A 22,099-nucleotide genomic window follows, 5' to 3' on the forward strand; every position below is an offset into this window, starting at 1 on the left:
CGAAACCAGAAGAAGCGTGATCAGGCCCAACCAGCCCACGGGGAGGCTACATGTCTGCAACACCACCACCCTTCGACCGTAAACAGCTGAAGTCCCTTCGCGTCGCGGCCATAGGCAACGTGCTGGAGTGGTTCGACTGGACGCTTTACGGCATGTTCTCGGTCTACCTGTCGGTGAACCTGTTCGACAAGGAGGATCCGACCTCGGCCCTGCTCAGCACCTTGCTGGCCTTTGCCGGCGGGTTCATCGCCCGGCCCATCGGCGGCTGGGTGTTCGGCCGCTTCGGCGACAGCTATGGCCGCAAGAACGCGCTGGTCGCGACGATGTGCCTCGTCGCGCTCGGCAGTCTCGGCATCGCCGTCCTGCCGACCTTCGAGAGCGTCGGTGCATGGGCCTCGGTCATGCTGTTCATGCTGAGGCTGCTCCAGGGCCTGGCCCATGGCGGCGAGACCGGCGTGTCCTTCACCTATGTCGCGGAAATCGCGCCGGCCAAAAGCCGGGCCTTCTGGTCCAGCGCGGTCTATATCAGCGTGCTGGTGGGCGTGATCGCCGCCACCGGGGTCGCTGCGCTTCTGACCTCGATCCTGTCGGCCGAGGCGATGAACGCCTGGGGCTGGCGCGTCGGCTTCGCCCTGGGCGGGGGTCTGGGGATCTATGCGCTGATCCTGCGCCGCGGCGCCTCGGAAAGCCATGCCTTCGAGCAACAAGCGCTGGAGGATGAGAAGTCGGCCACGCGCCCCAGGCTGACGCAACGCCAGATCTGGATCATTGCCCGCAACATCGTGATGATCTCGGCCGTGGTCAACGCGGCCTACTACACCTGGGTCACCTTCGCCGCCTCGAACGCCATCAGCCAGGGCATGGACCCCGCCGGCGCCTATCGCGCCACGCTGTTCGCGCAGATCATCTGCCTGGCATGGCTGCCTGTTTCCGGCTGGTTGGCCGACAAGATGGGGCGGCGCGCGATGGTCATGGCCTTCGGCTTCGGCGTGGTCATCATCTCCTTCCCGGTCTCGTGGATGGTGACGGATGCGCCCTGGACGCTGTTCGTTGCCCAGCTGATCTGCCTGTTCGTCTGGGGCCTGCTGGCCGGCATGTATCCGGCACTGGTCTCGGAGCAGGTTCCGACCCATGCCCGCGCCACTTCGGTCGGCTGGATCACCTCGACCGCGGCGGCGATCTTCGGCGGCACGGCGCCCTATCTCTACGCCTGGCTGAACGCCCATGACAGCGGCTGGATCTATGACGTCTACCTTGTCGCGCTTGGCCTGGTTTCCGCTTTGGGCGGCTATCTCATCAAGGAAACCGCCGGCAAGCCGATCGAGGAAATCAGCGTTGCGGATGAAAGGGACAACCTCCAACCCACAGCGGCGGGCGCGGTTCGATAGCCCCGTGCCATGGAGCGCCGGCACCGATTGGCGCTCCCCTCCCAACAATGCAAGCAAGACCCAAGGATCCGACATGACCGCACTGCACGACGATATCATTGTCTTCGACGGGCTGAACGTCTCGAACTTCGACCGTTCCGTCTACGAGGCGATGCGCGAGGGGGGCGTGACCGCCGCCAATTGCACCTGCTGCGTCTGGGAAAACTTCAGCGACACGATGCGCAATGTCGCCAAGCTGCGCAAGGACATCGCCGATCATTCCGACCTGATCATGCAAGTGACCGCGGTCGATCATATCCATGAGGCAAAGGCCGCCGGAAAGACCGGCATCGTGCTGGGCTGGCAGAACACCTCGGGGATCGAGGACCGGCTGGACCGGCTGGAGCTGTTTCACGGCCTCGGCCTGCGGATCGTGCAGCTGACCTACAACACGCAAAACTACGTCGGCTCGGGCTGCTATGAAGGCCGGGACGGCGGGCTGTCGGATTTCGGCCACGACCTGCTGGCCGAGATGAACCGGCTGGGCGTCCTGTGCGACCTGTCCCATGTGGGGCCCAAGACCTCGGAGGACGCCATCCGGGCATCAAGCCAGCGCGTCGCCTATTCGCATTGCCTTCCCGCCGGGCTGAAGGCGCATCCGCGCAACAAGACGGACGAGCAGCTTCGCTTCATCGCCGAGCATGACGGCTTCGTCGGGGTGACGATGTTCCCGCCCTTCCTGAAGAACGGCCCGGCCTCGGACCTGGCGGATTATCTCGAGGCCATCGAATACATCATCAACCTGGTCGGCGAGGATGCGGTCGGGATCGGCACCGATTTCACCCAAGGCTATGACCAGCGCTTCTTCGAATGGATCTCGCGCGACAAGGGAGTGGGGCGCCTGCTGACCGATCTGGGCGAGATCATCAATCCCGACGGGATGCGCGAGATCAAGGATTTCCCGAACCTGACCGCGGCGATGGAAAGGCGCGGCTGGACGAGGTCGCGGATCGAAAAGGTCATGGGCGGGAACTGGGTGCGGTTGCTGGGCGACGTCTGGGCCGATTGAGGGACAGGGAGGTGTCGAAATGACGGACCGCAAGCCGGGCTCGCCAGCATCGGCGCGGGAACTTCGGGGCGGCAGATCGCAAGGCTGATGGTCGTCCGAGACGAGGATATCGCCATATTCGACACCGATCCGGCCGTCGCGCGGGAGGCGGCCGAAACCGCCACCCGGCGGCGCTGCCGTTGCTCGTCGCGCTGGTCGGTTGCTGCATGGGCGGCGGACAGACCGGGCTGAACGTCTCTGCGCCGACTGGCTATCCGACGGCCATTCGTGCAACGGCGGCAAGCTGGATGCTGGGCATGGGTCGCCTGGGCAGCGTTCCCGGTTCTTCCATCGGCGGCGTGCCGATGAGCTTCACGACGATCTTCCGCGTTCCTGCCATTCCGGCAGATCTGGCCGCCCTTGCCATCACGATCAACGGCCGCGACGCGGATCGAGCCCATGTGCAGGCGATCGGAGGCTGAGGCCGGGACGTTCCTGGCGAAGGATCGGCGGCGCGTATCCTCGGGCGCCAGCATCACGCCCTGGGAAACGATCCCCCAAAAGAACGGCGCAATCCACCGGGCCGGCCGTCCGCCCGCGAACGACGACCGCGGTCGATAGAGCAAGGATCGAGCCATCGGTTCATCGGGCCTGATCACCTCGATGTTCTGCTACGGGAACCGGGATGCAGGACACCGCGGCAAGGGTTTGCAGCGCGACCTGCCGGTCAAGCGAGCCGACCGGGCGGCCGCGCGCGTCCAGCACGCAAAGCGGGCCGCCCTGCGCCACGATTTTCGGGGCGATCTCGGCGATGGTGGCATCGGCGCTGACCTGCTCGCCCGCGGCCGCTTCGTGCGCGGGCGTCATCAGCGACGCCACCCGGATCACGCGCGCGGGCGGCACCTTGGCGACGAAGCGGCGGACGTAATCGGTCGCCGGACGCGTGACCAGCTCCTCGGGCGTGCCGATCTGGACGATGCGGCCGCTTTCCATGATCGCCACCCGGTCGGCCAGCCGGATCGCCTCGTCCAGGTCGTGGGTGACGAAGATCGTGGTGCGGGTGTGTTCGCGCTGCAGCCGCTGCACCTCGGCCTGCAGGTCGGCGCGGATCAGCGGGTCCAGCGCCGAGAAGGGCTCGTCCAGGAACCAGAATTCCGGGTCGGTGGCCAGCGAGCGGGCGATGCCCACGCGCTGCTGCTGGCCGCCCGACAGTTCCGCCGGGAAGCGGTGCTCGCGCCCGGTCAGGCCCACGACCTCGGCCAGTTCGCGGGCGCGCGCCTCGGCCCGGTCGCGGTCCATGCCCTGCATCTCCAGCGGGAAGGCGATATTGCCCAGCACGGTGCGGTTGGGCAGCAGGGCGAAGTGCTGGAACACCATCCCCATGCGCTTGCGGCGCAACGCGGCCAGCGGCTTTTCCCCCAGGGACAGGATGTCCTGGCCGTCGAACAGGATGCGTCCCTCGCTGGGTTCGATCAGTCGGGTCAGGCAGCGCAGCAGCGTGGACTTGCCCGAGCCCGACAGGCCCATGATGACGAAGACCTCGCCCCGGCCGATCTGGAACCCGGCGTCGCGGACGGCGCCGACCAGGCGGTCGCGGGCCATGGCCTCGGGGGTGCGAGCCTCGGGCGGCCGATTGCGGAAGGCGCTTGCATCGGTGCCGAAGACCTTCCAGACGCCCTCGGCCGAGATGGCGACGGGGCGGGAAGCGGGGGTGTCAGGCATGGGCCTCTCCCTGGTGTCGGGCGGCACGGGCCGCGCCGGATTTCAGAAGCGCGTCGGCGATCAGCGCGATGCAGGCGACGCAAAGCCCGGCGGTGATGCCCGGCCCCGGCTGGCCCTGGGACAGGGCGGTGAACACGACCTGCCCCAGCTCGCGCGTGCCGACCAGCGCGGCGATGACCAGCATCGACAGCGCCATCATCACCGTCTGGTTGACGCCCAGCAGCAGCGTGGGCAGGGCCGCGGGCAGGCGCACATGGCGGAAGGTCTGCCATTTGCTGCATCCGCACATGGCGGCGGCCTCGACCCGTTCCGAGGGCACATGCGCCATCGCGTCCATGCCGTAGCGGATGGCGGGCGCGACCGCATAGCTGGTGATGGCGATCAGCGCCGAGAAATCGCCGTTGCGGAACAGCATGACGGCGGGCAGCAGATAGACCAGCGTCGGCAGGGTCTGCAGCGTGTCCAGCGCCAGTTGCACACCCTGGTGCCAGCGCTTGCGGGCGCTGATCCAGATGCCGAAGGGCATCCCCACCGCCAGCGCGACCAGCACCGCCAGCACGGTCAGATAGACCGATCCCGTCGCGGGCAGCCAATAGCCGGTGACGACGACGAACATCGCCATCGCGGCGATGCCGGCGCCGACGCGCCAGCCGCCCAACCGCCATCCGGCCAGGGCCAGCAGGACCACCGCGATGGGCCAGGGCAGGGCCGCAAGCGCATCGCGGAACGGGTTCATCACCTTCAGCAGCATGAAGGTGCGGATTGCCTCCAGCGGGTCGTAGAAATGCTGGTTGATGAAGGAGACCGCCGCGTTCCAGAATGGCGCCGAGGTCAGGCTCAGCGCCTTGGGCCAGACCGCCAGCGCGGGCAGCACAAGGCTCAGCCCTGTCGGCACCGCCAGCAGGGCCAGCAGGATCAGGCCGTCGCGGCGGGACCAGAGCCTGCGGCGCCCGACGGACTGGTTGCGCGCGGCGGCCTGCGTCAGCCGGTCCAGCACCACGGCCAGCGCGACGATGCCCATCCCGGCCTCGAAACCCGCACCGAAGTCGAGGCGGCGCAGCGCGCGCAGCACGTCATAGCCAAGCCCGCCGGCGCCGATCATCGAGGCGATGATGACCATGTTCAGCGTCATCATCACCACCTGGTTCAGCCCGATGGCAAGGCGGGGCAGGGCCACCGGCAGCTCGACCCGCCACAGCGTCTGGCGGCGCGAACAGCCGGTCATGCGCGCCAGCTCCAGCGTCTCGGCCGGGACCGAGCGCAGGGCCAGCACGGTCGCATGGACCATCGGCGGCAGCGCATAGACGACGGTGGCGAACAGCGCGGCGCTGGGGCCATAGCCGAACAGCAGAAGCGTCGGCAGCAGGTAGGAAAAGATCGGCACCGTCTGCATGACGTTCATCACCGCCCGCACCGCCGGCTCCATCCCCGGCGAGCGATGGGCGCGGATGCCGATGGCAAGGCCCAGCACCAGCGCAGCCAGAACGCAAAGCAGCACCGAGGCCAGCGTCGTCATGGCCGAGGTCCACAGCCCGAACAGCGCCAGGTAAAGCCCGGCGAGCAGCGTCATCGCGCCAAGTCCCGGCCCCGAGATGCGCCAGGCCAGCAGCGCGGTGGCCAGCGTGACCCCCAGCCAGCTGAGCGGCGGGGCGATCTGCACCTTGTTGAACCCCGCGCCATGGACCCAGCCCTTGGCCAGCACCACCTGCAACGCCTCGATCGGCCATTGCGCGGCGGTGGCCAGCGCGCGGGTGACGGTGGCGAAATGGACGCCGGCGATCGCGGCGTCCCGCGCCAGCCAGTTCATCCCCGCCGCGATCCAGTCCGACAGGGGCCAGCGCAGCGCATCGGGCACCGCGCGCCATGACGGCGGCATCAGCGGCGCGGCCGCCAGCAGGGCAAGGATCACGGCGGCGACCAGCAGGCCGGTCCACAAGCGACGGGAAGGCCGCCTGCCGCGCAGGATATCGGGGGAAATGTCAGCCATGACGGGCCTTCCGGTCCGGGAAAGGCCGCGTCCCGGCCTCTCCCTGTCCAAGTTGCGTCAATTGGCGGCGCAGGTTGCCCATTCGCGCCACTTGGGCTCGTTCTCGGTCGCCCATTCCATGGCCACCTCCTCGACGCTGCGGCCATCGACATCGACCTTGTAGACCAGCTGGCCGACCTCGTCGCCGTCCATGGTGAACTTGCGCAGGATGTCATAGGCGCAGGGCCAGAGCTGCTCGCCCTCGGCCCAGGCCATCTTCTTGATCCAGCCCTGCGGCTTGCCGCAGTCATAGGCCTTGTCGGGGTTCACGCCCCAGGACGGATCGTTGTAGCAGGCATCTTCGTAGGGCGGGAACTCGACGAAGGAGCCCTCGAAGACCGAGGGCGCCCAATGCGGGGTATAGACCCACAGGATGATCGGCGCCTTGCGTTCATAGGCCGATTGCAGCTCGGCGAACATGGCGGCGTCGGTGCCGGCATGGACCACCTCGAAGGGCAGGTCCAGCGCCTCGATCCGTTCCTCGTCGAAGCCGCCCCAGCTGACCGGCGCGCCCAGGTAGCGGCCCTTGGGCGCGGTCTCCGGCGACGAAAACGCCTCGGCGCAATTCTTCAGCGCCTGCCAGTCGGGCAGGCCGGGGCATTGCTCGGCCATATAGGCGGGATACCACCAGTCCTCGCGCGCATGGGGGCCAAGCTCGCCCATGTCCAAGACCTTGCCGGTCGCGACCGAGGCGTTGAAGGCCTTGTCCTGCGTCGTCTGCCAGGTCTCGACCGCCATGGTCAGGTCGCCGGATTCAAAGCCCGGATAGCGGGCGCTGTCGTCGGCAATGACCTTTTCCACGTCATAGCCATAGGTGGACAGGATGATGTTCAGGATCTCGGTATTGACCAGCATCGAGGTCCAGTCGGCCTGCATCAGCTTGATGGTCCGGTCCGATTCCGGCTCGAAACCCGAGGCCGCGCCTGTCAGCAAAAGACCGGCGGCGGTGGCGGTCAGGATGGTTTTCATGTCGTTTCTCCCTGTTTCCTGTTTTCCGACGCGCAAGGGTCAGCCCTTGGCATACCAGCCGTTATCGACGTAAAGCGCGGTGCCGTTGACGAAGCTTGCCTCGTCCGAGGCCAGCCACAAGGCGGCGGCGGCGACCTCTTCGGGTTCGCAAAGCCGGCCCTGGACGGCGTGCAGGTCGGCCTCGTTCCAGTTCTGGCCCAGGCCGTCCAGTTCCTCGATCTCGCGCAACCCGTGGGCGGTCTTGACGAAGGCGGGGCAGACCGCGTTGGCGCGGATGCCCTGGTCGCGGTATTCGATGGCGATCGAGCGTGCCAGTTGCAGCACCGCGCCCTTGCTCATGCAATAGATGCTTTCCAGCGCGAAGCCCTTCTCGCCGCCGATGGACGAGGTGATGACGATGGAACCGCCGCCGTTTTCCCGCATCTGCTTGACGACCTCGCGGCAGACGATGAAGGACGACCGCACGTTGATCGCCATCAGGCGGTCGTAATCCTCGTCGGTGGATTCGTGCAGCGGCTTGACGATGATGGTGCCGGCATGGCTGAACAGCGTGTCCACCGGCCCCCATTCCGTGTTGATCCGCGCCAGCGCGGCGCGCACCGCCTCCGAGCGGGTGACGTCGGTTTCGATGAACATGACCTCTCGGCCCGCGGCAGCCAGCTCGGCTTCGGCGGCGCGGCCGGCCTCGGCGGCGATGTCGAGGATCGCGACACGCGCGCCGGCCTCGGCGAACATGCGCACGGCGGCAAGGCCCATGCCGTTCGCGCCGCCGGTGATGATCGCGGTGCGCCCCGCCAGGCGGCCCGCCAGCGGCGCCTGGGCCAGGGCTTTCGACTCGATGTTCATGCCATTCCCTATTGGACCATTGGTATGCCCTTCATACCATTAGATCCGCTCCGGGTCTGTCAAGACTTTCTTGCGCCGCCCGCCGATTCAGGCTGCCGAGCGGGTGATTCGGCGAATGGCGCCCCAAAGCCTTGCATTCAGAACGTCCATTGCCCCCTCGACATCGTCCAGATTTTCAGCATCCAGCGCATCGTGGAGCCGCTGATAGACGGCGACGGTTTCGGCAACCGATTGGGCCTCGGGCGCGGTCTCGAAGGGCAGGAACAGCTCGGCCAAGGCATCCTCGACCCCGCGGGACAAAAGCGCGTTCTGGGCGCCGTCGGCCACGGCCAGCAGGAACAGCGTCTCGGCCTGCTTGCGCCGCGGCGCGTCGTCTGCATTGCGCATGAGGGCCAGGGCCTCGCGCATCTTCTTGAGTTCGGCCGGGCCCCGGCGCCTTGCGGCAAAGCGCGCGGCGGCGGTCTGGTTCACGACCAGGTATTCCACCACCCGCATCGAGGCGGCGGGGGCGCGGGAAATGCGCCGCCTGGCCAGCTGGCTCAGCCGGTCCTGGTCCGAGACGAAGGCGCCGCCCTGCGCGCCGCGGCGGACGCTGATATACTGGTTCGTCTCCAGCACCCGCAGCGCCTCGCGCAGGGTCACGCGGCTGATGCCGAACTTGTCGGAAAGCTGGCGTTCGGCGGGCAGGCGTTCCTGCGGCAGCAGCAGGCCGGAATGGATCTGGCGCTGCAGCAGGTCCACCGCCAGGCCATAGGCCGCCTTGGGCTCAAGCGGTCGCAAGCCCCAAAGCACGGGTCAGACCGCCGTGAAGGTGTTGTCGACGAAGACTTCGGCCCCGTTGACAAAGCTGGACGCATCCGAGGCCAGGAACAGCGCCACCTCGGCCACTTCTTCCGGCTCGCAGATGCGGCCCTGCATCGCGTTCACGTCGCCTTCCGAGGCCAGCACGCCATAGCTGCGCAGCTGCTCGATCTCATGCTCGCCATGCTGGGTGCGCACGAAGCTGGGGCAGATCAGGTTGCAGCGGATGCCCTGGTCGCGATATTCCACGGCCAGCGCGCGCGCCAGCTGGTGCATCGCCGCCTTGGAGGCGCAATAGAGCGCCTCGAGATGGGTGGCGGCGCGCACGCCGGTGGTCGAGGTAAAGACCAGGGTGCCCTTGCCGCGTTCCAGCATCTGCGGCAGCACCAGGCGGCTCATCAAAAAGGCCGATTTGGCGTTGTTGTCCATCAGCTCGTCCCATTCCTCGAGCGTGCAGTCGAGAAAGGGCTTCACCAGCATGATGCCCGCGTGGTTGAACAGCACGTCGATCTCGCCCAGCTGCCGGCAGGCGGCGTCATGGGCGGCGCGGGCGTCCTCGACCTGCGAGACGTCGGCGCGGACCCAATGCACCTCGTGCCCGGCCTGGGTCAGTTCCTCGGACAGCAGGCGCGCGGCCTCGCCGTCGCGGTCGGCGATCATGATCCGTGCCCCCTCGCGAACGAACAGCCGGACGCTGGCCGCGCCGGCCCCCTTGGCGCCGCCGGTGATCAGGACGTTCTTGCGATCGAGCCGTTTCATGGATCAGAAACTAAACCATTGCGGCAAGGGATTCCAGTTGGTCGGTGGGTTTTCGGCAATCGCCGCCGGTCAGTTTTCCGCCACGATCAGCCGCGCGACCGCGTTCTCGAGCGCGGGGAACCCGCTGCGCGCGCGCGCCTTGGCATCGACGACCAGGCAGTCGATCTCGGCCGTCGGGCAGACGCATTTCCGGCTGGTCACGCCTATTTTCGCATGATCGGCAAGAATCGCGGTCTTGGTCGATTGGCGCGCCATCGCCTCTGCGATCTCGGCCCCGTAGAGGTGATGATAGGTCGCGCCCAACGCCGCATCCACCCCGAGGGGCGAGAGAAGGGCGATGTCGGCGTGATAGCTGTAGATGTCGGCGACCGTGGCCCCGCCCCAGGTTTCCAGCGGGTCGCGCCTGACCGGCCCCCGCAGAAGCTGCACCCGGACCCCGTTCTCGGGCGTGTTCTGCGCAAGGCGCATGGCCACTTCCAGCGAATTGGTGATCACGGTCAGGTCGGTCAGGCCGGTCGGTCCGGCCAGCACCTCGGCCATGATCGTGGTGGTCGAGCCTGCATCCATGAAGATGGTCTGCTGGCTTTTCAGCAGTTGCAGCGCCGCCACGCAGATCGCGCGCTTTTCCTGCAGGCGCTGGGTGATGCGGACGCTGAACTCCATGTCCTCGGTTTCGACCGGGACGGCGCCGCCGCGGACGCGGCGCAATATTCCAGATTGTTCCATCTCGATCAGATCGCGCCGGACGGTTTGGCGCGACACGCCGAAGCTTTCGACGATCCGGTCGATGGAGACCTGGCCGAACGATGCCAGCATCGCCCGTATTTTCTGATGGCGCTCTTCTTGCCACATGGCTTCTCCAATCGCTGCGCAGGGGCCGTCTGCTTTCACTTAGCCTTCCCCACCCGGTGCATGCAAATTACAGATTGACGCATTTGCTACAAAATGCAACATTTCGGTATCGAAGGGCGAATCTGACGGCGCGTGCGCGACAGGGCGTCCGCAAAATCGGAAAAAAGGGCAGGGGTGCCCCGGTTTCAGCCGGGGCAGGGTGGCACCGGCATCCGGGGTCGCATCGGCCTTGCCCATGCGCGGCGCGTTGCCCGCAAGCGGCGCAGGATATCAGGAGAAGAACCAAGGTGTTGACGAACAGCAGCAAATCGAATGACGCGGTCCTGGATCGCCTGGCCGGCTTTGCCGCAATCCTCGCCGATGAAAGCCGCCGGATGCTTCTGGACGTGGTCGCGCAGGATCGCGCGATCGAGATGAAGGCCGACCGCAGTTTCGTCACCGACATGGACCTGGCCATCGAGATGCGGCTGCGCGAACTGATCTCGGACGCCCATCCCGACCATGGCGTCGTGGGCGAGGAACAGGACGCCTCGGACCCGGATGCGGAATTCGTCTGGGTGCTGGACCCCATCGACGGCACCGCACCCTTCATCGCGGGGATGCCGGTATTCGGCACGCTGATCGCGCTGATGCATCGCGGCAAGCCGGTGATCGGCGTGATCGACCACCCCTCGGGCGGCAATCGCTGGCTGGGGGTCGCGGGCCGGCCGACGCTGCTGAACGGCAGCCCGTGCCGGACGCGGGCCTGCGCCGATATCGGCGCCGCGATCCTGTCGGTCTGCAACCCGGATTTCTTCCACCCCGAGGAATATCCGGCGCTGGACGCGCTGCGCGAGGCGACGGCCTGGCGCATCTATGGCGGCGCCTGCCTCAGCTTCGGGCTGCTGGCCTCGGGGCGGACGGATGTCCATATCGACACGCAGTTCAAGATCCACGACCTCGCCCCCTATGCGCCGATCATCGAAGGCGCGGGCGGGGTCGTCACCGACTGGGATGGCCAGCCGCTGACCCTGTCGAGCGGCCCGCGCATCCTGGCGGCGGGCGATCCGGCGCGGCATCGCGACGCGCTGGAGCTGGTCCAGCGCGCGATGCGCTAGGCGACTTCTGGGGAGGAGACAGAGGGAATGGGGATTGATATCCAGAAACTGGGCGTCGCCTATGGCGATCACCTGGTCATCGACGGGCTTTCGCTGAGGATCGAGCCCGGATCGTTCTTCACGCTGCTGGGCCCGTCGGGCTGCGGCAAGACCACGCTTCTGCGCACCATCGCGGGCTTCATCGACGCGGCGGCGGGGCGGATCCTGTTCGGCGACAAGGACGTGACCGGCCTGCCGGCGCATCGGCGCGACATCGGCATGGTGTTCCAGGATTACGCCTTGTTTCCCGACAAGACCGTGAACGACAACGTGGCCTACGGGCTGCGGGCGCGCGGCCAGGACGGCGCCACGATCCGGCGCAAGGTCGGCGAGGCGCTGGAACGCGTCGGCCTGGGCCACCTGGGCGGGCGGCATCCGGCGGCGCTGTCGGGCGGCCAGCGCCAGCGGGTCGCGCTGGCCCGTGCGCTGGTGATCCAGCCGACGGTGCTGTTGATGGACGAGCCGCTGTCGAACCTCGACGCCAAGCTGCGGGTGCAGGTGCGCGACACCATCACCGAATTGCAGCGCGAGGCCGGGATCACCACCGTCTTCGTGACCCACGACCAGGAAGAGGCGCTGGCCATGTCCGACCGGATCGGGGTGATGAAAAGCGGCCGGCTGGAACAGGTCGGCACGCCCTCCGAGATCTATCGCGACTCGGTCTCGTCCTATGTCGCGGATTTCGTCGGCGCGGCCAATACGGTCGAGATCGACGCGCCCGGCGCGGCGCCGGGCATGGTCACGGTCCGCCTGGGCGGGCATGCGCTTTCGGCGCGCGTGCCGGCGCCCCTGGCCGGGTCCAGGGCGGTGCTGATCGCGCGGCCCGAGGACATCGCGCTGTCCCCGCAGGGCACGGGCGGCGCCAACAGCGTGCAGGGCACCGTCAGCCGCCGGCAATATCTGGGCGGCAAGACGCATTACCTGATCGGAATCGGCCAAGACGTCGCGCTGGCGGTGGAAACCCATGGCGACGGCCATGACCGCTACATGCCCGGCGCCGATGTCGAGCTGTCCTTCGACCCGGCGAAGACCCTGGTGCTGGCGTCATGAGCGGGGGGTCCGGCAATCGCACCGTATGGTGGTGGATCTCGCTGGCCGCGATGGTGGTCATGGTGGTGTTCCTGCTTTATCCGCTGCTGACCATCCTGACCGGCAGCTTCGGCGGCGGCGAACGGAACGGCTGGGCGCAACTGCTGGCCGATCCGCGCTATCTCGAGGCCGTGCGCAACACGCTGGTCCTGGCGACGGCGGTGACGGGGCTTTCGGTCTGCCTGGGCGTGCCGCTGGCCTATCTGGCCTCGCGCTACGAGTTTCCCGGCAAGTCGGCGCTGGCGCTCTTGCCGCTGATCGCGCTGGTGATCCCCGAGGTCATCGCCGCGCAGACCTGGCTGATGCTGGTCGGCAACAACGGCGTCGTCACCCGCGCGCTGCGCAGCGTGGACATCGTCCTGCCCAGCTTCTACGGCTGGCCGGGGCTGATCGTCTCGCTGACCTTTACCTATTACGCCTATGTCTATATCAGCACGCTGGCAGCGATCCGCGGCTTCGACGTGCAGCTGGAAGAGGCCGCCCGCAGCCTCGGCACCTCGCCCGCCCGGTCGCGGCTCAAGGTGCTGGTGCCGGTGATCATGCCCTCGGTCATGGCCGGCGCGCTGCTGGTCTTTACCATGGTCATGGGCAATTTCGGCACTTCGTCGATCCTGGGCGGCAAGGTGCGGTTGCTTTCCGTGATGACCTACCAGGCCGCCGTGGCCGAGGGCGGCGCCGACCCGGTGATGCAAAGCACGCTGGCCAGCGTCGCGGTCGGGCTGATCGTGATCGTGCTGTTCCTGCAGCGCTGGGTGCTGTCGCGCGGGCGCTACCAGGTGGTGCAGGGCCGCAATGCCCGGCCGGTGCCGCTGTCGGGCCGCCAGGGCTGGCTGATCGGCGGGGCGGCGGGTGCGGTGGTGATCGTGTCGCTGATGCCGCTGGCCATGCTGGTTGCGGGGGCCTTCACCGTCTCGCGCGGGCCGGTGATGCGCTGGGGCGAATGGACGCTGGCGAATTTCGAGCGGCTGCTGCTGACCAATCCCACGCCGATCCTCAACACGCTGGCCTATTCCGCCGTCGCCACGCTGATCGGCATCGCCGCCAGCACGCTGGTCAGCTACATGATCGTCAAGAAGAAGAACCTGTTCACCCCGGCGCTGGACTATCTCAGCACCCTGCCGCTGGCGCTTTCGGGCACGGCGATCGGGATCGGCCTCGCCATGTCCTTCAACAGCGGCTGGCTGCATCTGACGGGAACCGGGGCCATCGTCGTCCTGGCCTATGTCATCCGGCGGCTGCCCTTCTCGATGCGCAGCGCCTCGTCCACGCTCTACAACATCCCCGATTCCATCGAGGAGGCGTCGATCAGCCTTGGCGTGGCCCCGGTGCCCAGCTTCTTCAAGGTGGTGCTGCCGCTGATGGTGCCCGCCATCGCCTCGGCCATGGTGCTGACCTGGGCGGTGACGGTGTCCGAACTCAGCGCGTCGATCATCGTCTATTCCGGCGGGCGCGAGACCATGCCGATCCAGATCTACAAGCTGATCGACAGCAACCTGATGGCGCAGGCCTCGGCCATGGGGGTGCTGCTGCTGGCGGTGATCCTGCTGCCGATCTTCGTCGCGACCAAGCTGTTCCGGGTCGAGCTGTTCTCGTCCCGCTAGGCCCCGCGCCGCCGGCCCGGCCGGGAGAGGTCGGCGAGCGTCACACAGAGCCATCACCCCGGAATGCAGAGGAGGAAAGACATGAACCCTGGATTTACCCGCCGCGTCGTGCTGTGCGGCCTGGCCGCCACCTTGCTGCCGACAATCGGCCTGGCGCAGGATGCCGGCGGCACGGTCGTCGTCTATACGCCTGCGCCCGCCCAGGCGGTCGAGGCGGTGACCGACAGCCTGCGCCAGCTTGAGCCGCAGATCTCGCTCAGCACCATCACCGGCGGCAGCGGCCAGCTTCTGCGCCGGCTGGAGGCCGAGGCCTCCGCCCCGCAGGCCGACCTGTTCTGGAGTTCGAGCGAAAACACCCTCGGCGGTTTTCGCGACCTGTTCGAGCCCTATCGCTCGACCCAGCTCGACACGATTCCCGCGGCGCTGCACCAGCCCGAGGATCTGTGGACCGCGACCTTCAGCCATGTCGTGGTCGCGATGGTGAACACCGACCAGCTTGGCGACATTCCCGCCCCGACGAAATGGCAGGATTTCCTGGACCCTGCTTGGAAGGGCAAGCTGGCCATCGCCGATCCGAACAACAGTTCGACCGCCTATACCATCCTGTGGGGGATCGACCAGCTGATGGGCCCCGAGGCGCTGGAAAAGCTGGCGCAGAACGTGACGGTGAACAGCTCGGCCTCGTCGATCCTGCGCGGCGTGGCGCAGGGTGAATTCGTGGCCGGGCTGACCTTCGAGGCCAATGCCTATGCCTATGTCGCCGGCGGCCAGTCCGAGATTTCGCTGGTCTATCCCGAGGAGGGCACCTTCACCTCGACCGAGTTCATGGCGCTGGTGAAGGACGCGCCCAATCCCGAACTGGGGCGGCGGACGATGGACGCGATCCTGTCCAGGGAAACCCAGGTCGCGCTGCTGGAAAGCACCTTCCGCCGTCCGACCCGCAGCGACATCGTGGTGGGCGACCATGCCGACCTGCCCGCGATCGACGAGATCAAGGTCTTTGCCACCGACGAGGCCGAGGCGGCCGCCGGCCGCGACGCCTTCCTCGCGCGCTGGCAGGGCTATCTGCAATCCGCCAACTAAGCCCCTGCCGCGAAAAGCGCCGCCCGGTGCCCGAGCCGGGCGGCGGCCCAGGCAAGCGCCGCCGGTCCGCATGGTGTCACTCACGGGATCTGCCGTTGGGGCGCCGCGCAGCAAAAACCCCGCAGCGGTGCAGGATGAAGAGAAGGCAAGGACATGCGCGGGACGGTGATCTCCAACCTGCAGCGCGAACTGGCCGAGGCGTTCACCGATGCGACGTTCGAGCCGGTGTTCGGCCTGCCCTTTGCCCTGCTGAGCGATGCGGAACGCCATGCGCTGGCCCGTTTCATCCGGCAGGATTGCGAACAGGGACAGGGCATGGACGATGTGGGGCTTGCCGGTGCCCATGTCATCGGACACCAGCGGGCTATCGGGAAATGGGCAAGCGCCTGACCGATATGGCGGAAACCCCGCATCGGGCCGAGGTCGCGCTGGACGAGGCGCGGGTGCCTTCCAGCACGGCCGGTCCCCTTGACCGGATCGAGCAGATGAAGGCCGGGGTCCGGGATCGCGCGGCAGAGCTTTCGACAGCAAATTGCCGGGCCTGACGCGGGGCTGGCGCTTCGCGCGCGCGAGATCCGAACCGATATCCTGCGTGCCGAGATCGACCGCGACCTGCCCGGACTTTCCGCCGGCAGCAAGGAGAACGGTGCGCTCGATCAGCTTTTGCGGCTGGCCGAACGCATCGCCGATGAGGATATCCTGCCTGACGCACGGCAAGGGCAGCAGGATCGCATCGCGCCGCCCGCCCTGAGGACAAGCGATGAATACGTGACCGCGCTGATCGCGGAAGTCGACGCTTTGCCGGTCTCGTTGCAGGGCCTTGCGGATGCCCGGCGCATCGGTGCGTCGCTTGCCCTGATCGTCGATGCAATGCGCGCCCGCTTCGGTGTCGATCTTCTGCCCCGCGGCCAGCCGCTGCATCTTCGCCGCGCCATGATCGTAGGTGATCCGGCAGTGCTGGGGGCATTCCGTCAGCTCCTGGCGGATGTCCCCTCCGGTCGCGGCGCGAAAGGGGCGGTGCGAGCCGCCGCGTCGCAATATCTCGATGAGGCGGCGATGCAGTGCCTGCCGGACTATGCCGCGGTCTACGAAGCGGCTTTGGAAGAGGCGGAGTTGCACGCGATCACCATCACCGACAACAGCCGCGATCCCGGCCCGGACGAACCGACCCGAGGATATCGCCCGCTTCGCGCTGGACCACGTGCGCGCGGTGAACGCGACGATCTCGCAGATCGAGGATGACTGCATGCGGGGCGCCGCGGGCATCGGCAACAATCCGGTGCGCGCGATGGAGTGCCAGACCATGCAGTCTGGGCGGTGCAAAAGGGCTTTGCATCCGAGCTGGTCTCGATCACCAAGCCATCCTGCTCTGCTGAGGCCGGGGGTTTTCCATGCTATTTTCAGCGGGGGGCTGACCGACCGCTACGGCACGCGCAATGCGCGGTGAAGCTGGGGATGAAGAATGCGCAGAGGATGCATCCAGGGCAGGGGCTGGCGCAGAAGCCCGTTCCGCCCGATCTCGCATGGATTGCGCCCAGGCAGGTTCCCGGTCGGCAAGACGGGTAACGAGACCGCAGAGCCCAACGATGCCCGTCCCGGCCGCCAAAGCGCTTCGCAACTGGGGACGCTTTGGACTGCAAAGCCGGTTTGCGCCGCCTCACGCCATGCCGCGCAACAGCATTTCCCCGCCCAGCAGGGCGAGCATGATCAGGAACCAGCGCCGGAAGGTGGCGGGGCTGACGGCGCGGCGCAGGATCTGTCCCGCCCCCATGCCGATCAGCGCCGGAACGACGGCCAGCACGGAAAGCGCAAGCTGATCGACCTGCCAGACCTGGCGCGAGGCCAGGCCAAGTGCCAGGGCGATGGTCGACGTGGTGAAGGACATGCCAAGCGCCTGGACCAACTCGTCCTTCTCCAGCCCAAGCGCCTGCAGCCAGGGCACCGCCGGGATCACGAAGACCCCGGTGCCGCCGGCAATCAGCCCGGTGACAAGCCCGACCAGCGGCGACAGCCAGCGCTCCTGGACAGGCGAGACACGGAACGGCGGCGCGAGAAGGGTATAGAGCGCATAGGCGATCAGGGTCGCGCCGAGGCCTGCGGTCGTTACTCCGGCATTTTCGCCGGCCAGCAGCGGCGCGGCAATCAGTGTGCTCGCCATGCTCGCTGCCATCATCGGCCAAAGCCGCCGCGCCAATGCGCCGATGCGCGGACCGGCCAGAAGCTGCCAGAGATTGGTGACCATCGACGGGACGATCAGCAGGCTCGCGGCGGCCAGGGGGGACAGCAGCGCGCCAAGGACGCCCATGGCGAGGGTGGGCAGCCCCATGCCGGTCACGCCCTTGACGATCCCGGCGGCAAGGAAGGTGAGGGCGATCAGCGGGACAGTGAAATCGGTCATGGTCTGTCCATAATCGAGGGGGAGCGCCGGACAATGCGGAACCTCCGCAGCCAGGCTTCGGCTGTTCCGAAGGCTGATTCTGACCTATGCTGCCGGAATGCGCTTCGACCTGACCGATCTTCGCCTGTTCCTTGCCGTGGCCGATGCCGGCAGCATCACCCATGGCGCCGCCGATGCCGGGCTTTCGCTGCCCGCCGCCAGCGAGCGGCTGCGGGACATGGAACTGGCCGGCGGCGTCAGGCTGCTGGAGCGCGGGCGGCGCGGCGTGACGCTGACCGAGGCGGGCGAGGCGTTGGCCCATCACGCGCGCCTGATCTCCCGCCAGATGGCCATGATGCGCGGGGAGCTTGGCGAATATGCCACGGGCCTGCGCTCGACCGTGCGGCTTCTGTCGAACACGGCCGCCATCGCCGAGCTGCTGCCGCAGCGGCTTGCGGCGTGGATGGCGGCGAACCCGCGCATCGACCTCGACCTGAAGGAACGCCAGAGCATCGAGATCGCTCGCAGCGTCATGGCGGGCTTTGCCGATATCGGCATCCTTTCGGCGGCGGCGGCGCAGGAGGGGCTGGAGCTGCGCCCCTTTGCCGAGGACCTGCTGGTCGTCGTCGCCGCGCAGGACGACGCCCTGGCCCGGATGCGGCAGGTCCGCCTTGCCGACCTTGCCGGGCGTCATTTCATCGGCCTGTCCGGCAGCGCGCTTCAGGATCACATCGCGGCGCAGGCGGCGGCGATGGGGATGCAGTTGCGCTATCGCGTCCGGCTGCGCACATTCGATGGAATTTGCCGGATGGCCGGCGCGGGTGCCGGTATCGGCATCGTGCCCCGGACCGCTGCCCGGCGGATGAAGCGGACCTCGGGCATCGCGATTATCCGGCTGGCCGACGGTTGGGCGCTGCGGCGCCTGTCGGTCTGCATCAGGGCCGGCACCGAGCTCTCGGCCCCGGCGCAGAGCCTGTTTCGCCACCTGACACAGGGCACGCCCGCAGCGTGACGCGATGCGGCCCGCAGCCGGATCGCCGTCTCGCACCAGAAGCCCTGTGCGGGGTTGTCGGGGAAGATGCGTATTCTGAACCCGCCTGGCTGACTGGCTGACTGGCTGACTGGCGGGCTGCTCGATGCCGGCCGTCCCATCAGCCCGCAAAGCGAGTTGCGCCCGCATACCTCTCCAGGGCCAACCCGAGCCATCTCCGCAAGGACGTCCCACCAATTCCGGGCCTGAATACCGCTCCCTTGGGCATCCATCCAATCGAAACGCGCAGGCCCTTGCCCCAGCCGATCAGCGGCCGTCCTGCGCGGTGACGAGAAGCGCAGCCAGAGCCGCCCTCTGCCGCGCGGACAGGCTGTGGCGCAAGAAGAAGCGGACCATCTCGCGCGATGCATCGGGGCCCTTCGGATCGGTGAAGCGGCCGGCCGACGAACCGCCCGACCAGGCATGGCCCGATCCCGCGATGCTCCAATGCTCGACCAGCGGGCGCCCGGATCCGACCCGATGCACGGTTTTGACATAGCGGTGGCCGTTGGGAACCTGGCCCGCAAGCTCGGTCGCGCGCAGGGATGCGTAGGGTTCGCGCGCCCGAATTGCGGCCAGCCGCCCGTTCCGGGGGTGGACCACGTGATCGCGGCTGCCATGGAAGATGATGGTCGGCTTGGGATGTTGCAGCCGCCAGCCGGGATTGCCTCGCTGCATCGCCAGCAAGGCGGAAGCCTGGTCCTGCGCCGCGCCCGCGGGCAGCCCGGAATGCGCACCGACCGCCGCGAAGATCTCGGGATAGGTCGCCGCCAGGATCAGCGCCGCCGAGGCCCCTGCCGAAAGGCCCGCGACATAGACGCGGGCGGGATCGGCGCCATGCCGATGGGTGATGCGGCGGGTCAGGCTGGCCAGCAGGGCCGGCTCGCCGGAACCGCGGGCCTGATCGTCGCGGCTGAACCAGTTCCAGCAGCGGTTCGGATGCGCCTCGCGCGGCTGCGCCGGATAAACCACCATGAAGCCGAACTCCGCCGCCAGCGCGTTCATGCGCGTGCCCTTGGCAAAATCGTCGGGCGTCTGGCCGCAGCCATGCAGCATCACCAGCAAGGGCGGGGGCCTTGCGTCCGCCGCAAGGCCGGGCGTGAACAGCTTGTAGTGCCTGGCGCCATGTTCGCTGTCATGCGTGCCCGCCCGAAAGCTTGCACCCTGCCGGGCCTTGCCCTGGACCTTGGCGGTGCGTTTCGCGCGCTTGGGCGGGGCCTTCGCCGGTTTCGCGGCCTTGGGCGTCAGCGCGTTCAGCGCCGTCGTGGCCATCGAGGCAAGGCGCATGGCAAGCTTCAGCCCGCTGGTCAGCGTCGATGCCGTCTTTCGCGCGCGGCGTCTGCCGGTGCCATGTCTTCGGCGTTTGGAGGGGCTGGGCATATGACCTGGGGCGCTTGATCGGGGAACGTGCTTGCGATGGCCGGCTCACCTCGCCGCATCGTGACGCGCGAGGCATTGCGACACCCCTTGCGCGGAAAGCACGGCCAGGCGCTTTTGCAGGGCCTCGCGCTTGCGCATCTCGGCGGCGGGGTCGATCGGCACCCTTTTGCGCATCGTATCGGGGCCACCGTGGCAGCTGGAATAGCCCAGGCCCAACCGGCCGTAACCGCCGCGGAAGCCGCCCGTGCAGAGGCGGAAGCCGGTGCCGCTCACCGTGGTTTCCCAGGCATAGCCGCGCGCGATATTCGCCTCGACTTCTTGCAAAAGCCGCAAGACGTTCCTTTGCTCGGCTGCGACGCGCGCCTCGCACTGCTCGGCCGGCGTGCCGCAGGAGGCCAGCCCGAACAGGGCGGCGCAGGTGATGGCAAGGGCGACGCGGTTCATCGGCATATCCCCTTATGGCCTCTTCAGCTTACCCCAGTCCAAGGGCGGGCGCGACAGTTTTGCCGTATCGGCCGGCAAGGCCGCGGCCGTCCTGCACGCGACGGCACGCCCGCAATATGCCTCGTCCCCCGCAGTCGGCATGCCGCAATCATGCGGCTTGACGGGCATGATCCGACCGGAATTGCGCGGTCTTGACTTTGTTTAATCCGGCGTCATGCGTGCCAGAAAAATTCCTGTCATGCCAATCGGTTAACGAAGCTCTGCGCAGCCCTGCCGCGGGGCGGGCCGCTTTTTCGCGGCCCGCAGGGGCGGATCGGGCGGGCCATTCCCGGCGCCGCAGCCCCGGCGCTCTGGCAACTCGCCGGGACAGGCCCTAGATTGGCACGGGTATTGATGGGGTCGATACGGCCCGGACCCTCCGGGACGACGGTGCGACCGGAAGGAACAGGCGATGCCTCACCAGCGACCACCGCAAGCCGGCGAAGCGTTTTCCCGTCAGGCCGAGGAAAGACGGCGCATGGCCTCCCAGGCGAATGCCTGGCTTGCGGCCATTGTCGAGAACTCGAACGACGCCATCATCTCCAAGACGCTGGACGGGGTGATCACGACCTGGAACCGGGGGGCGGAACAACTGTTCGGATACCAGGCCGAGGAGGCCGTCGGGCAACCGATCACCATGCTGATCCCCGACGAGCGCCTTTCGGAGGAAGAGGAGATCCTTTCCCGCCTGCGGACAGGCCAGAAGATCGATCATTTCGAAACCGTCCGCCGCCGCAAGGATGGCGCGTTGATCGAGATATCCGTCACGGTTTCGCCCGTCACGGACGAGGCCGGAACGATCCTGGGTGCCTCGAAGATCGCGCGCGACATCGGCGCACAAAAGCGCGCCTTCATCCGGCAGTCGCTGCTGCTGCGCGAGATGCATCACCGGATCAAGAACCTTTTCACCCTGACGGCGGGGCTGGTTTCGCTGAGCGCCCGCGCGACGACGGGGGGCGAGGCATTTGCGTCCGACCTGCATGCCCGGCTGCGCGCCTTGGCGCGGGCGCATGAATTGACGATGCCGGACCTCGGCGATGCTGCGATTGCGGCAAACGCGACGACCGTGCGTGCCCTGCTTGACGCGATCCTCACGCCACACGCTTCCCGGTCGGACATGCGCATCTTGATCACCGGCTGCGACGCACCGCTGGCGGGAAATGCCCTGACCTCGATGGCGCTGCTTCTGCACGAGTTGACGACCAACGCAGCGAAATACGGGGCATTGTCCGTTCCCGAGGGGCATCTCGCCGTCGATTTCACGACCCATGCCGACAGGCTGCTCATGGCCTGGACGGAAACGAACGGTCCCGCGACCCCGGCCGAGGATCGGGTCGCAGGCTTCGGCTCGACCCTGGAAAGCGCGGCGGTCGCCGGGGTCGAAGGCGAACTGCGGCGCGAGTGGAGGGCCGATGGCCTTGCCATCACGCTGGAGGTTCCGCTGCGGCGCCTGGCCGGGTGACTGTTCGCCCGCCCGATTTCCACCACCCCGCAACCGGCCGCCCCACCGCGCTGTCGCGCAGGGCCGGG

The 22,099-nt window shown here is 67.6% G+C and carries 22 protein-coding genes; 12 read left to right on the forward strand and 10 right to left on the reverse strand.

Going from position 1 to position 22,099, the window contains the following annotated elements; all coding sequences use genetic code 11:
• Window positions 1-50 precede the first annotated feature (50 nt).
• The 3 genes from IT40_RS08525 (at window position 51) to IT40_RS28505 (ending at window position 2,897) form a co-directional block, all read left to right on the forward strand.
• A complete protein-coding gene (locus IT40_RS08525; protein WP_036753164.1) occupies window positions 51-1,388 on the forward strand; it encodes an MFS transporter in 1,338 nt (445 codons plus the stop codon).
• A 73-nt stretch (window positions 1,389-1,461) separates the two neighbouring features.
• A complete protein-coding gene (locus tag IT40_RS08530) occupies window positions 1,462-2,436 on the forward strand; it encodes a dipeptidase (RefSeq protein ID WP_036753167.1) in 975 nt (324 codons plus the stop codon).
• A gap of 179 nt (window positions 2,437-2,615) precedes the next feature.
• Complete coding sequence (locus IT40_RS28505; protein WP_147307295.1) at window positions 2,616-2,897, forward strand: MFS transporter; 282 nt, start codon at window positions 2,616-2,618, stop codon at window positions 2,895-2,897.
• A 160-nt stretch (window positions 2,898-3,057) separates the two neighbouring features.
• Here the strand turns inward: IT40_RS28505 and IT40_RS08535 are convergent, their stop codons facing one another.
• The 7 genes from IT40_RS08535 to IT40_RS08565 form a co-directional block, all read right to left on the reverse strand.
• On the reverse strand, window positions 3,058-4,137 hold the full coding sequence (locus tag IT40_RS08535) for a quaternary amine ABC transporter ATP-binding protein (protein WP_052095836.1): 1,080 nt from the start codon (window positions 4,135-4,137) through the stop codon (window positions 3,058-3,060).
• Entirely contained in the window at window positions 4,130-6,124 is a 1,995-nt protein-coding gene (locus IT40_RS08540; protein WP_036753171.1) for an ABC transporter permease, read from the reverse strand. The genes IT40_RS08535 and IT40_RS08540 overlap by 8 nt, the downstream gene beginning before the upstream one ends.
• Before the next feature lie 57 nt (window positions 6,125-6,181).
• Window positions 6,182-7,132 (reverse strand): ABC transporter substrate-binding protein, encoded by a 951-nt coding sequence (locus IT40_RS08545; RefSeq protein ID WP_036753176.1) that lies wholly within the window; start codon window positions 7,130-7,132, stop codon window positions 6,182-6,184.
• A 39-nt stretch (window positions 7,133-7,171) separates the two neighbouring features.
• A complete protein-coding gene (locus tag IT40_RS08550) occupies window positions 7,172-7,978 on the reverse strand; it encodes an SDR family NAD(P)-dependent oxidoreductase (protein ID WP_084196986.1) in 807 nt (268 codons plus the stop codon).
• Between the two features lie 87 nt (window positions 7,979-8,065).
• Window positions 8,066-8,758, reverse strand: a complete 693-nt coding sequence (locus tag IT40_RS08555; RefSeq protein ID WP_208021348.1) for a FadR/GntR family transcriptional regulator — start codon at window positions 8,756-8,758, stop codon at window positions 8,066-8,068.
• A gap of 15 nt (window positions 8,759-8,773) precedes the next feature.
• Window positions 8,774-9,538 (reverse strand): SDR family NAD(P)-dependent oxidoreductase, encoded by a 765-nt coding sequence (locus tag IT40_RS08560; RefSeq protein WP_036753177.1) that lies wholly within the window; start codon window positions 9,536-9,538, stop codon window positions 8,774-8,776.
• Between the two features lie 69 nt (window positions 9,539-9,607).
• Window positions 9,608-10,390: a DeoR/GlpR family DNA-binding transcription regulator gene (locus IT40_RS08565; protein ID WP_036753178.1), complete on the reverse strand. Its 783-nt coding sequence runs from the start codon at window positions 10,388-10,390 to the stop codon at window positions 9,608-9,610.
• 287 nt (window positions 10,391-10,677) lie between these two features.
• On the opposite strand from IT40_RS08565, the gene IT40_RS08570 reads away from it, so the two are divergent.
• From IT40_RS08570 to IT40_RS08595, 7 genes are all read left to right on the forward strand, one after another.
• Complete coding sequence (locus tag IT40_RS08570; protein WP_036753180.1) at window positions 10,678-11,487, forward strand: inositol monophosphatase family protein; 810 nt, start codon at window positions 10,678-10,680, stop codon at window positions 11,485-11,487.
• A 27-nt stretch (window positions 11,488-11,514) separates the two neighbouring features.
• Complete coding sequence (locus IT40_RS08575) at window positions 11,515-12,576, forward strand: ABC transporter ATP-binding protein (RefSeq protein ID WP_036753182.1); 1,062 nt, start codon at window positions 11,515-11,517, stop codon at window positions 12,574-12,576.
• Window positions 12,573-14,216 (forward strand): ABC transporter permease, encoded by a 1,644-nt coding sequence (locus IT40_RS08580; protein WP_036753185.1) that lies wholly within the window; start codon window positions 12,573-12,575, stop codon window positions 14,214-14,216. Before IT40_RS08575 ends, IT40_RS08580 begins: the two co-directional genes overlap by 4 nt.
• An 81-nt stretch (window positions 14,217-14,297) precedes the next feature.
• Window positions 14,298-15,299 carry an ABC transporter substrate-binding protein gene (locus IT40_RS08585; protein ID WP_036753187.1) on the forward strand — a complete coding sequence of 334 codons (1,002 nt, stop codon included), beginning with the start codon at window positions 14,298-14,300 and terminating at the stop codon, window positions 15,297-15,299.
• 153 nt (window positions 15,300-15,452) lie between these two features.
• On the forward strand, window positions 15,453-15,689 hold the full coding sequence (locus tag IT40_RS08590; protein ID WP_036753190.1) for a hypothetical protein: 237 nt from the start codon (window positions 15,453-15,455) through the stop codon (window positions 15,687-15,689).
• Window positions 15,674-15,844 carry a hypothetical protein gene (locus IT40_RS28510; protein ID WP_157034070.1) on the forward strand — a complete coding sequence of 57 codons (171 nt, stop codon included), beginning with the start codon at window positions 15,674-15,676 and terminating at the stop codon, window positions 15,842-15,844. The genes IT40_RS08590 and IT40_RS28510 overlap by 16 nt, the downstream gene beginning before the upstream one ends.
• A gap of 118 nt (window positions 15,845-15,962) precedes the next feature.
• Window positions 15,963-16,541: a hypothetical protein gene (locus tag IT40_RS08595; protein WP_036753193.1), complete on the forward strand. Its 579-nt coding sequence runs from the start codon at window positions 15,963-15,965 to the stop codon at window positions 16,539-16,541.
• A 415-nt stretch (window positions 16,542-16,956) separates the two neighbouring features.
• Here the strand turns inward: IT40_RS08595 and IT40_RS08600 are convergent, their stop codons facing one another.
• On the reverse strand, window positions 16,957-17,697 hold the full coding sequence (locus IT40_RS08600; RefSeq protein WP_036753196.1) for a sulfite exporter TauE/SafE family protein: 741 nt from the start codon (window positions 17,695-17,697) through the stop codon (window positions 16,957-16,959).
• Window positions 17,698-17,794: 97 nt separating this feature from the next.
• Here IT40_RS08600 and IT40_RS08605 point away from each other — a divergent pair, with 97 nt between their 5' ends.
• Window positions 17,795-18,688, forward strand: coding sequence for a LysR family transcriptional regulator (locus IT40_RS08605; protein ID WP_036753199.1), 894 nt, complete (start codon window positions 17,795-17,797; stop codon window positions 18,686-18,688).
• Between the two features lie 285 nt (window positions 18,689-18,973).
• Here the strand turns inward: IT40_RS08605 and IT40_RS08610 are convergent, their stop codons facing one another.
• Complete coding sequence (locus tag IT40_RS08610; protein WP_052095832.1) at window positions 18,974-19,993, reverse strand: extracellular catalytic domain type 1 short-chain-length polyhydroxyalkanoate depolymerase; 1,020 nt, start codon at window positions 19,991-19,993, stop codon at window positions 18,974-18,976.
• Window positions 19,994-20,131: 138 nt separating this feature from the next.
• Window positions 20,132-20,530 (reverse strand): hypothetical protein, encoded by a 399-nt coding sequence (locus IT40_RS26730; protein WP_052095833.1) that lies wholly within the window; start codon window positions 20,528-20,530, stop codon window positions 20,132-20,134.
• A 517-nt stretch (window positions 20,531-21,047) separates the two neighbouring features.
• Between IT40_RS26730 and IT40_RS30765 the strand changes: the two genes are divergently transcribed.
• Window positions 21,048-22,031 carry a PAS domain S-box protein gene (locus IT40_RS30765; RefSeq protein ID WP_052095834.1) on the forward strand — a complete coding sequence of 328 codons (984 nt, stop codon included), beginning with the start codon at window positions 21,048-21,050 and terminating at the stop codon, window positions 22,029-22,031.
• Window positions 22,032-22,099 lie beyond the last annotated feature (68 nt).

It is taken from the genome of Paracoccus versutus (genome assembly GCF_000763885.1).
Lineage (GTDB): Bacteria > Pseudomonadota > Alphaproteobacteria > Rhodobacterales > Rhodobacteraceae > Paracoccus > Paracoccus versutus.

Coding starts and splice junctions, on each gene's coding strand:
- IT40_RS08525 (WP_036753164.1), top strand. CDS start 51: ATGTCTGCAACACCACCACCCTTCGACCGTAAACAGCTGAAGTCCCTT.
- IT40_RS08540 (WP_036753171.1), bottom strand. CDS start 6,124: ATGGCTGACATTTCCCCCGATATCCTGCGCGGCAGGCGGCCTTCCCGT.
- IT40_RS08545 (WP_036753176.1), bottom strand. CDS start 7,132: ATGAAAACCATCCTGACCGCCACCGCCGCCGGTCTTTTGCTGACAGGC.
- IT40_RS08530 (WP_036753167.1), top strand. CDS start 1,462: ATGACCGCACTGCACGACGATATCATTGTCTTCGACGGGCTGAACGTC.
- IT40_RS08590 (WP_036753190.1), top strand. CDS start 15,453: ATGCGCGGGACGGTGATCTCCAACCTGCAGCGCGAACTGGCCGAGGCG.
- IT40_RS26730 (WP_052095833.1), bottom strand. CDS start 20,530: ATGAACCGCGTCGCCCTTGCCATCACCTGCGCCGCCCTGTTCGGGCTG.
- IT40_RS08565 (WP_036753178.1), bottom strand. CDS start 10,390: ATGTGGCAAGAAGAGCGCCATCAGAAAATACGGGCGATGCTGGCATCG.
- IT40_RS28510 (WP_157034070.1), top strand. CDS start 15,674: ATGGGCAAGCGCCTGACCGATATGGCGGAAACCCCGCATCGGGCCGAG.
- IT40_RS08575 (WP_036753182.1), top strand. CDS start 11,515: ATGGGGATTGATATCCAGAAACTGGGCGTCGCCTATGGCGATCACCTG.
- IT40_RS08600 (WP_036753196.1), bottom strand. CDS start 17,697: ATGACCGATTTCACTGTCCCGCTGATCGCCCTCACCTTCCTTGCCGCC.
- IT40_RS08605 (WP_036753199.1), top strand. CDS start 17,795: ATGCGCTTCGACCTGACCGATCTTCGCCTGTTCCTTGCCGTGGCCGAT.
- IT40_RS08585 (WP_036753187.1), top strand. CDS start 14,298: ATGAACCCTGGATTTACCCGCCGCGTCGTGCTGTGCGGCCTGGCCGCC.
- IT40_RS08550 (WP_084196986.1), bottom strand. CDS start 7,978: ATGAACATCGAGTCGAAAGCCCTGGCCCAGGCGCCGCTGGCGGGCCGC.
- IT40_RS30765 (WP_052095834.1), top strand. CDS start 21,048: ATGGCCTCCCAGGCGAATGCCTGGCTTGCGGCCATTGTCGAGAACTCG.
- IT40_RS08580 (WP_036753185.1), top strand. CDS start 12,573: ATGAGCGGGGGGTCCGGCAATCGCACCGTATGGTGGTGGATCTCGCTG.
- IT40_RS08560 (WP_036753177.1), bottom strand. CDS start 9,538: ATGAAACGGCTCGATCGCAAGAACGTCCTGATCACCGGCGGCGCCAAG.
- IT40_RS08535 (WP_052095836.1), bottom strand. CDS start 4,137: ATGCCTGACACCCCCGCTTCCCGCCCCGTCGCCATCTCGGCCGAGGGC.
- IT40_RS08610 (WP_052095832.1), bottom strand. CDS start 19,993: ATGCGCCTTGCCTCGATGGCCACGACGGCGCTGAACGCGCTGACGCCC.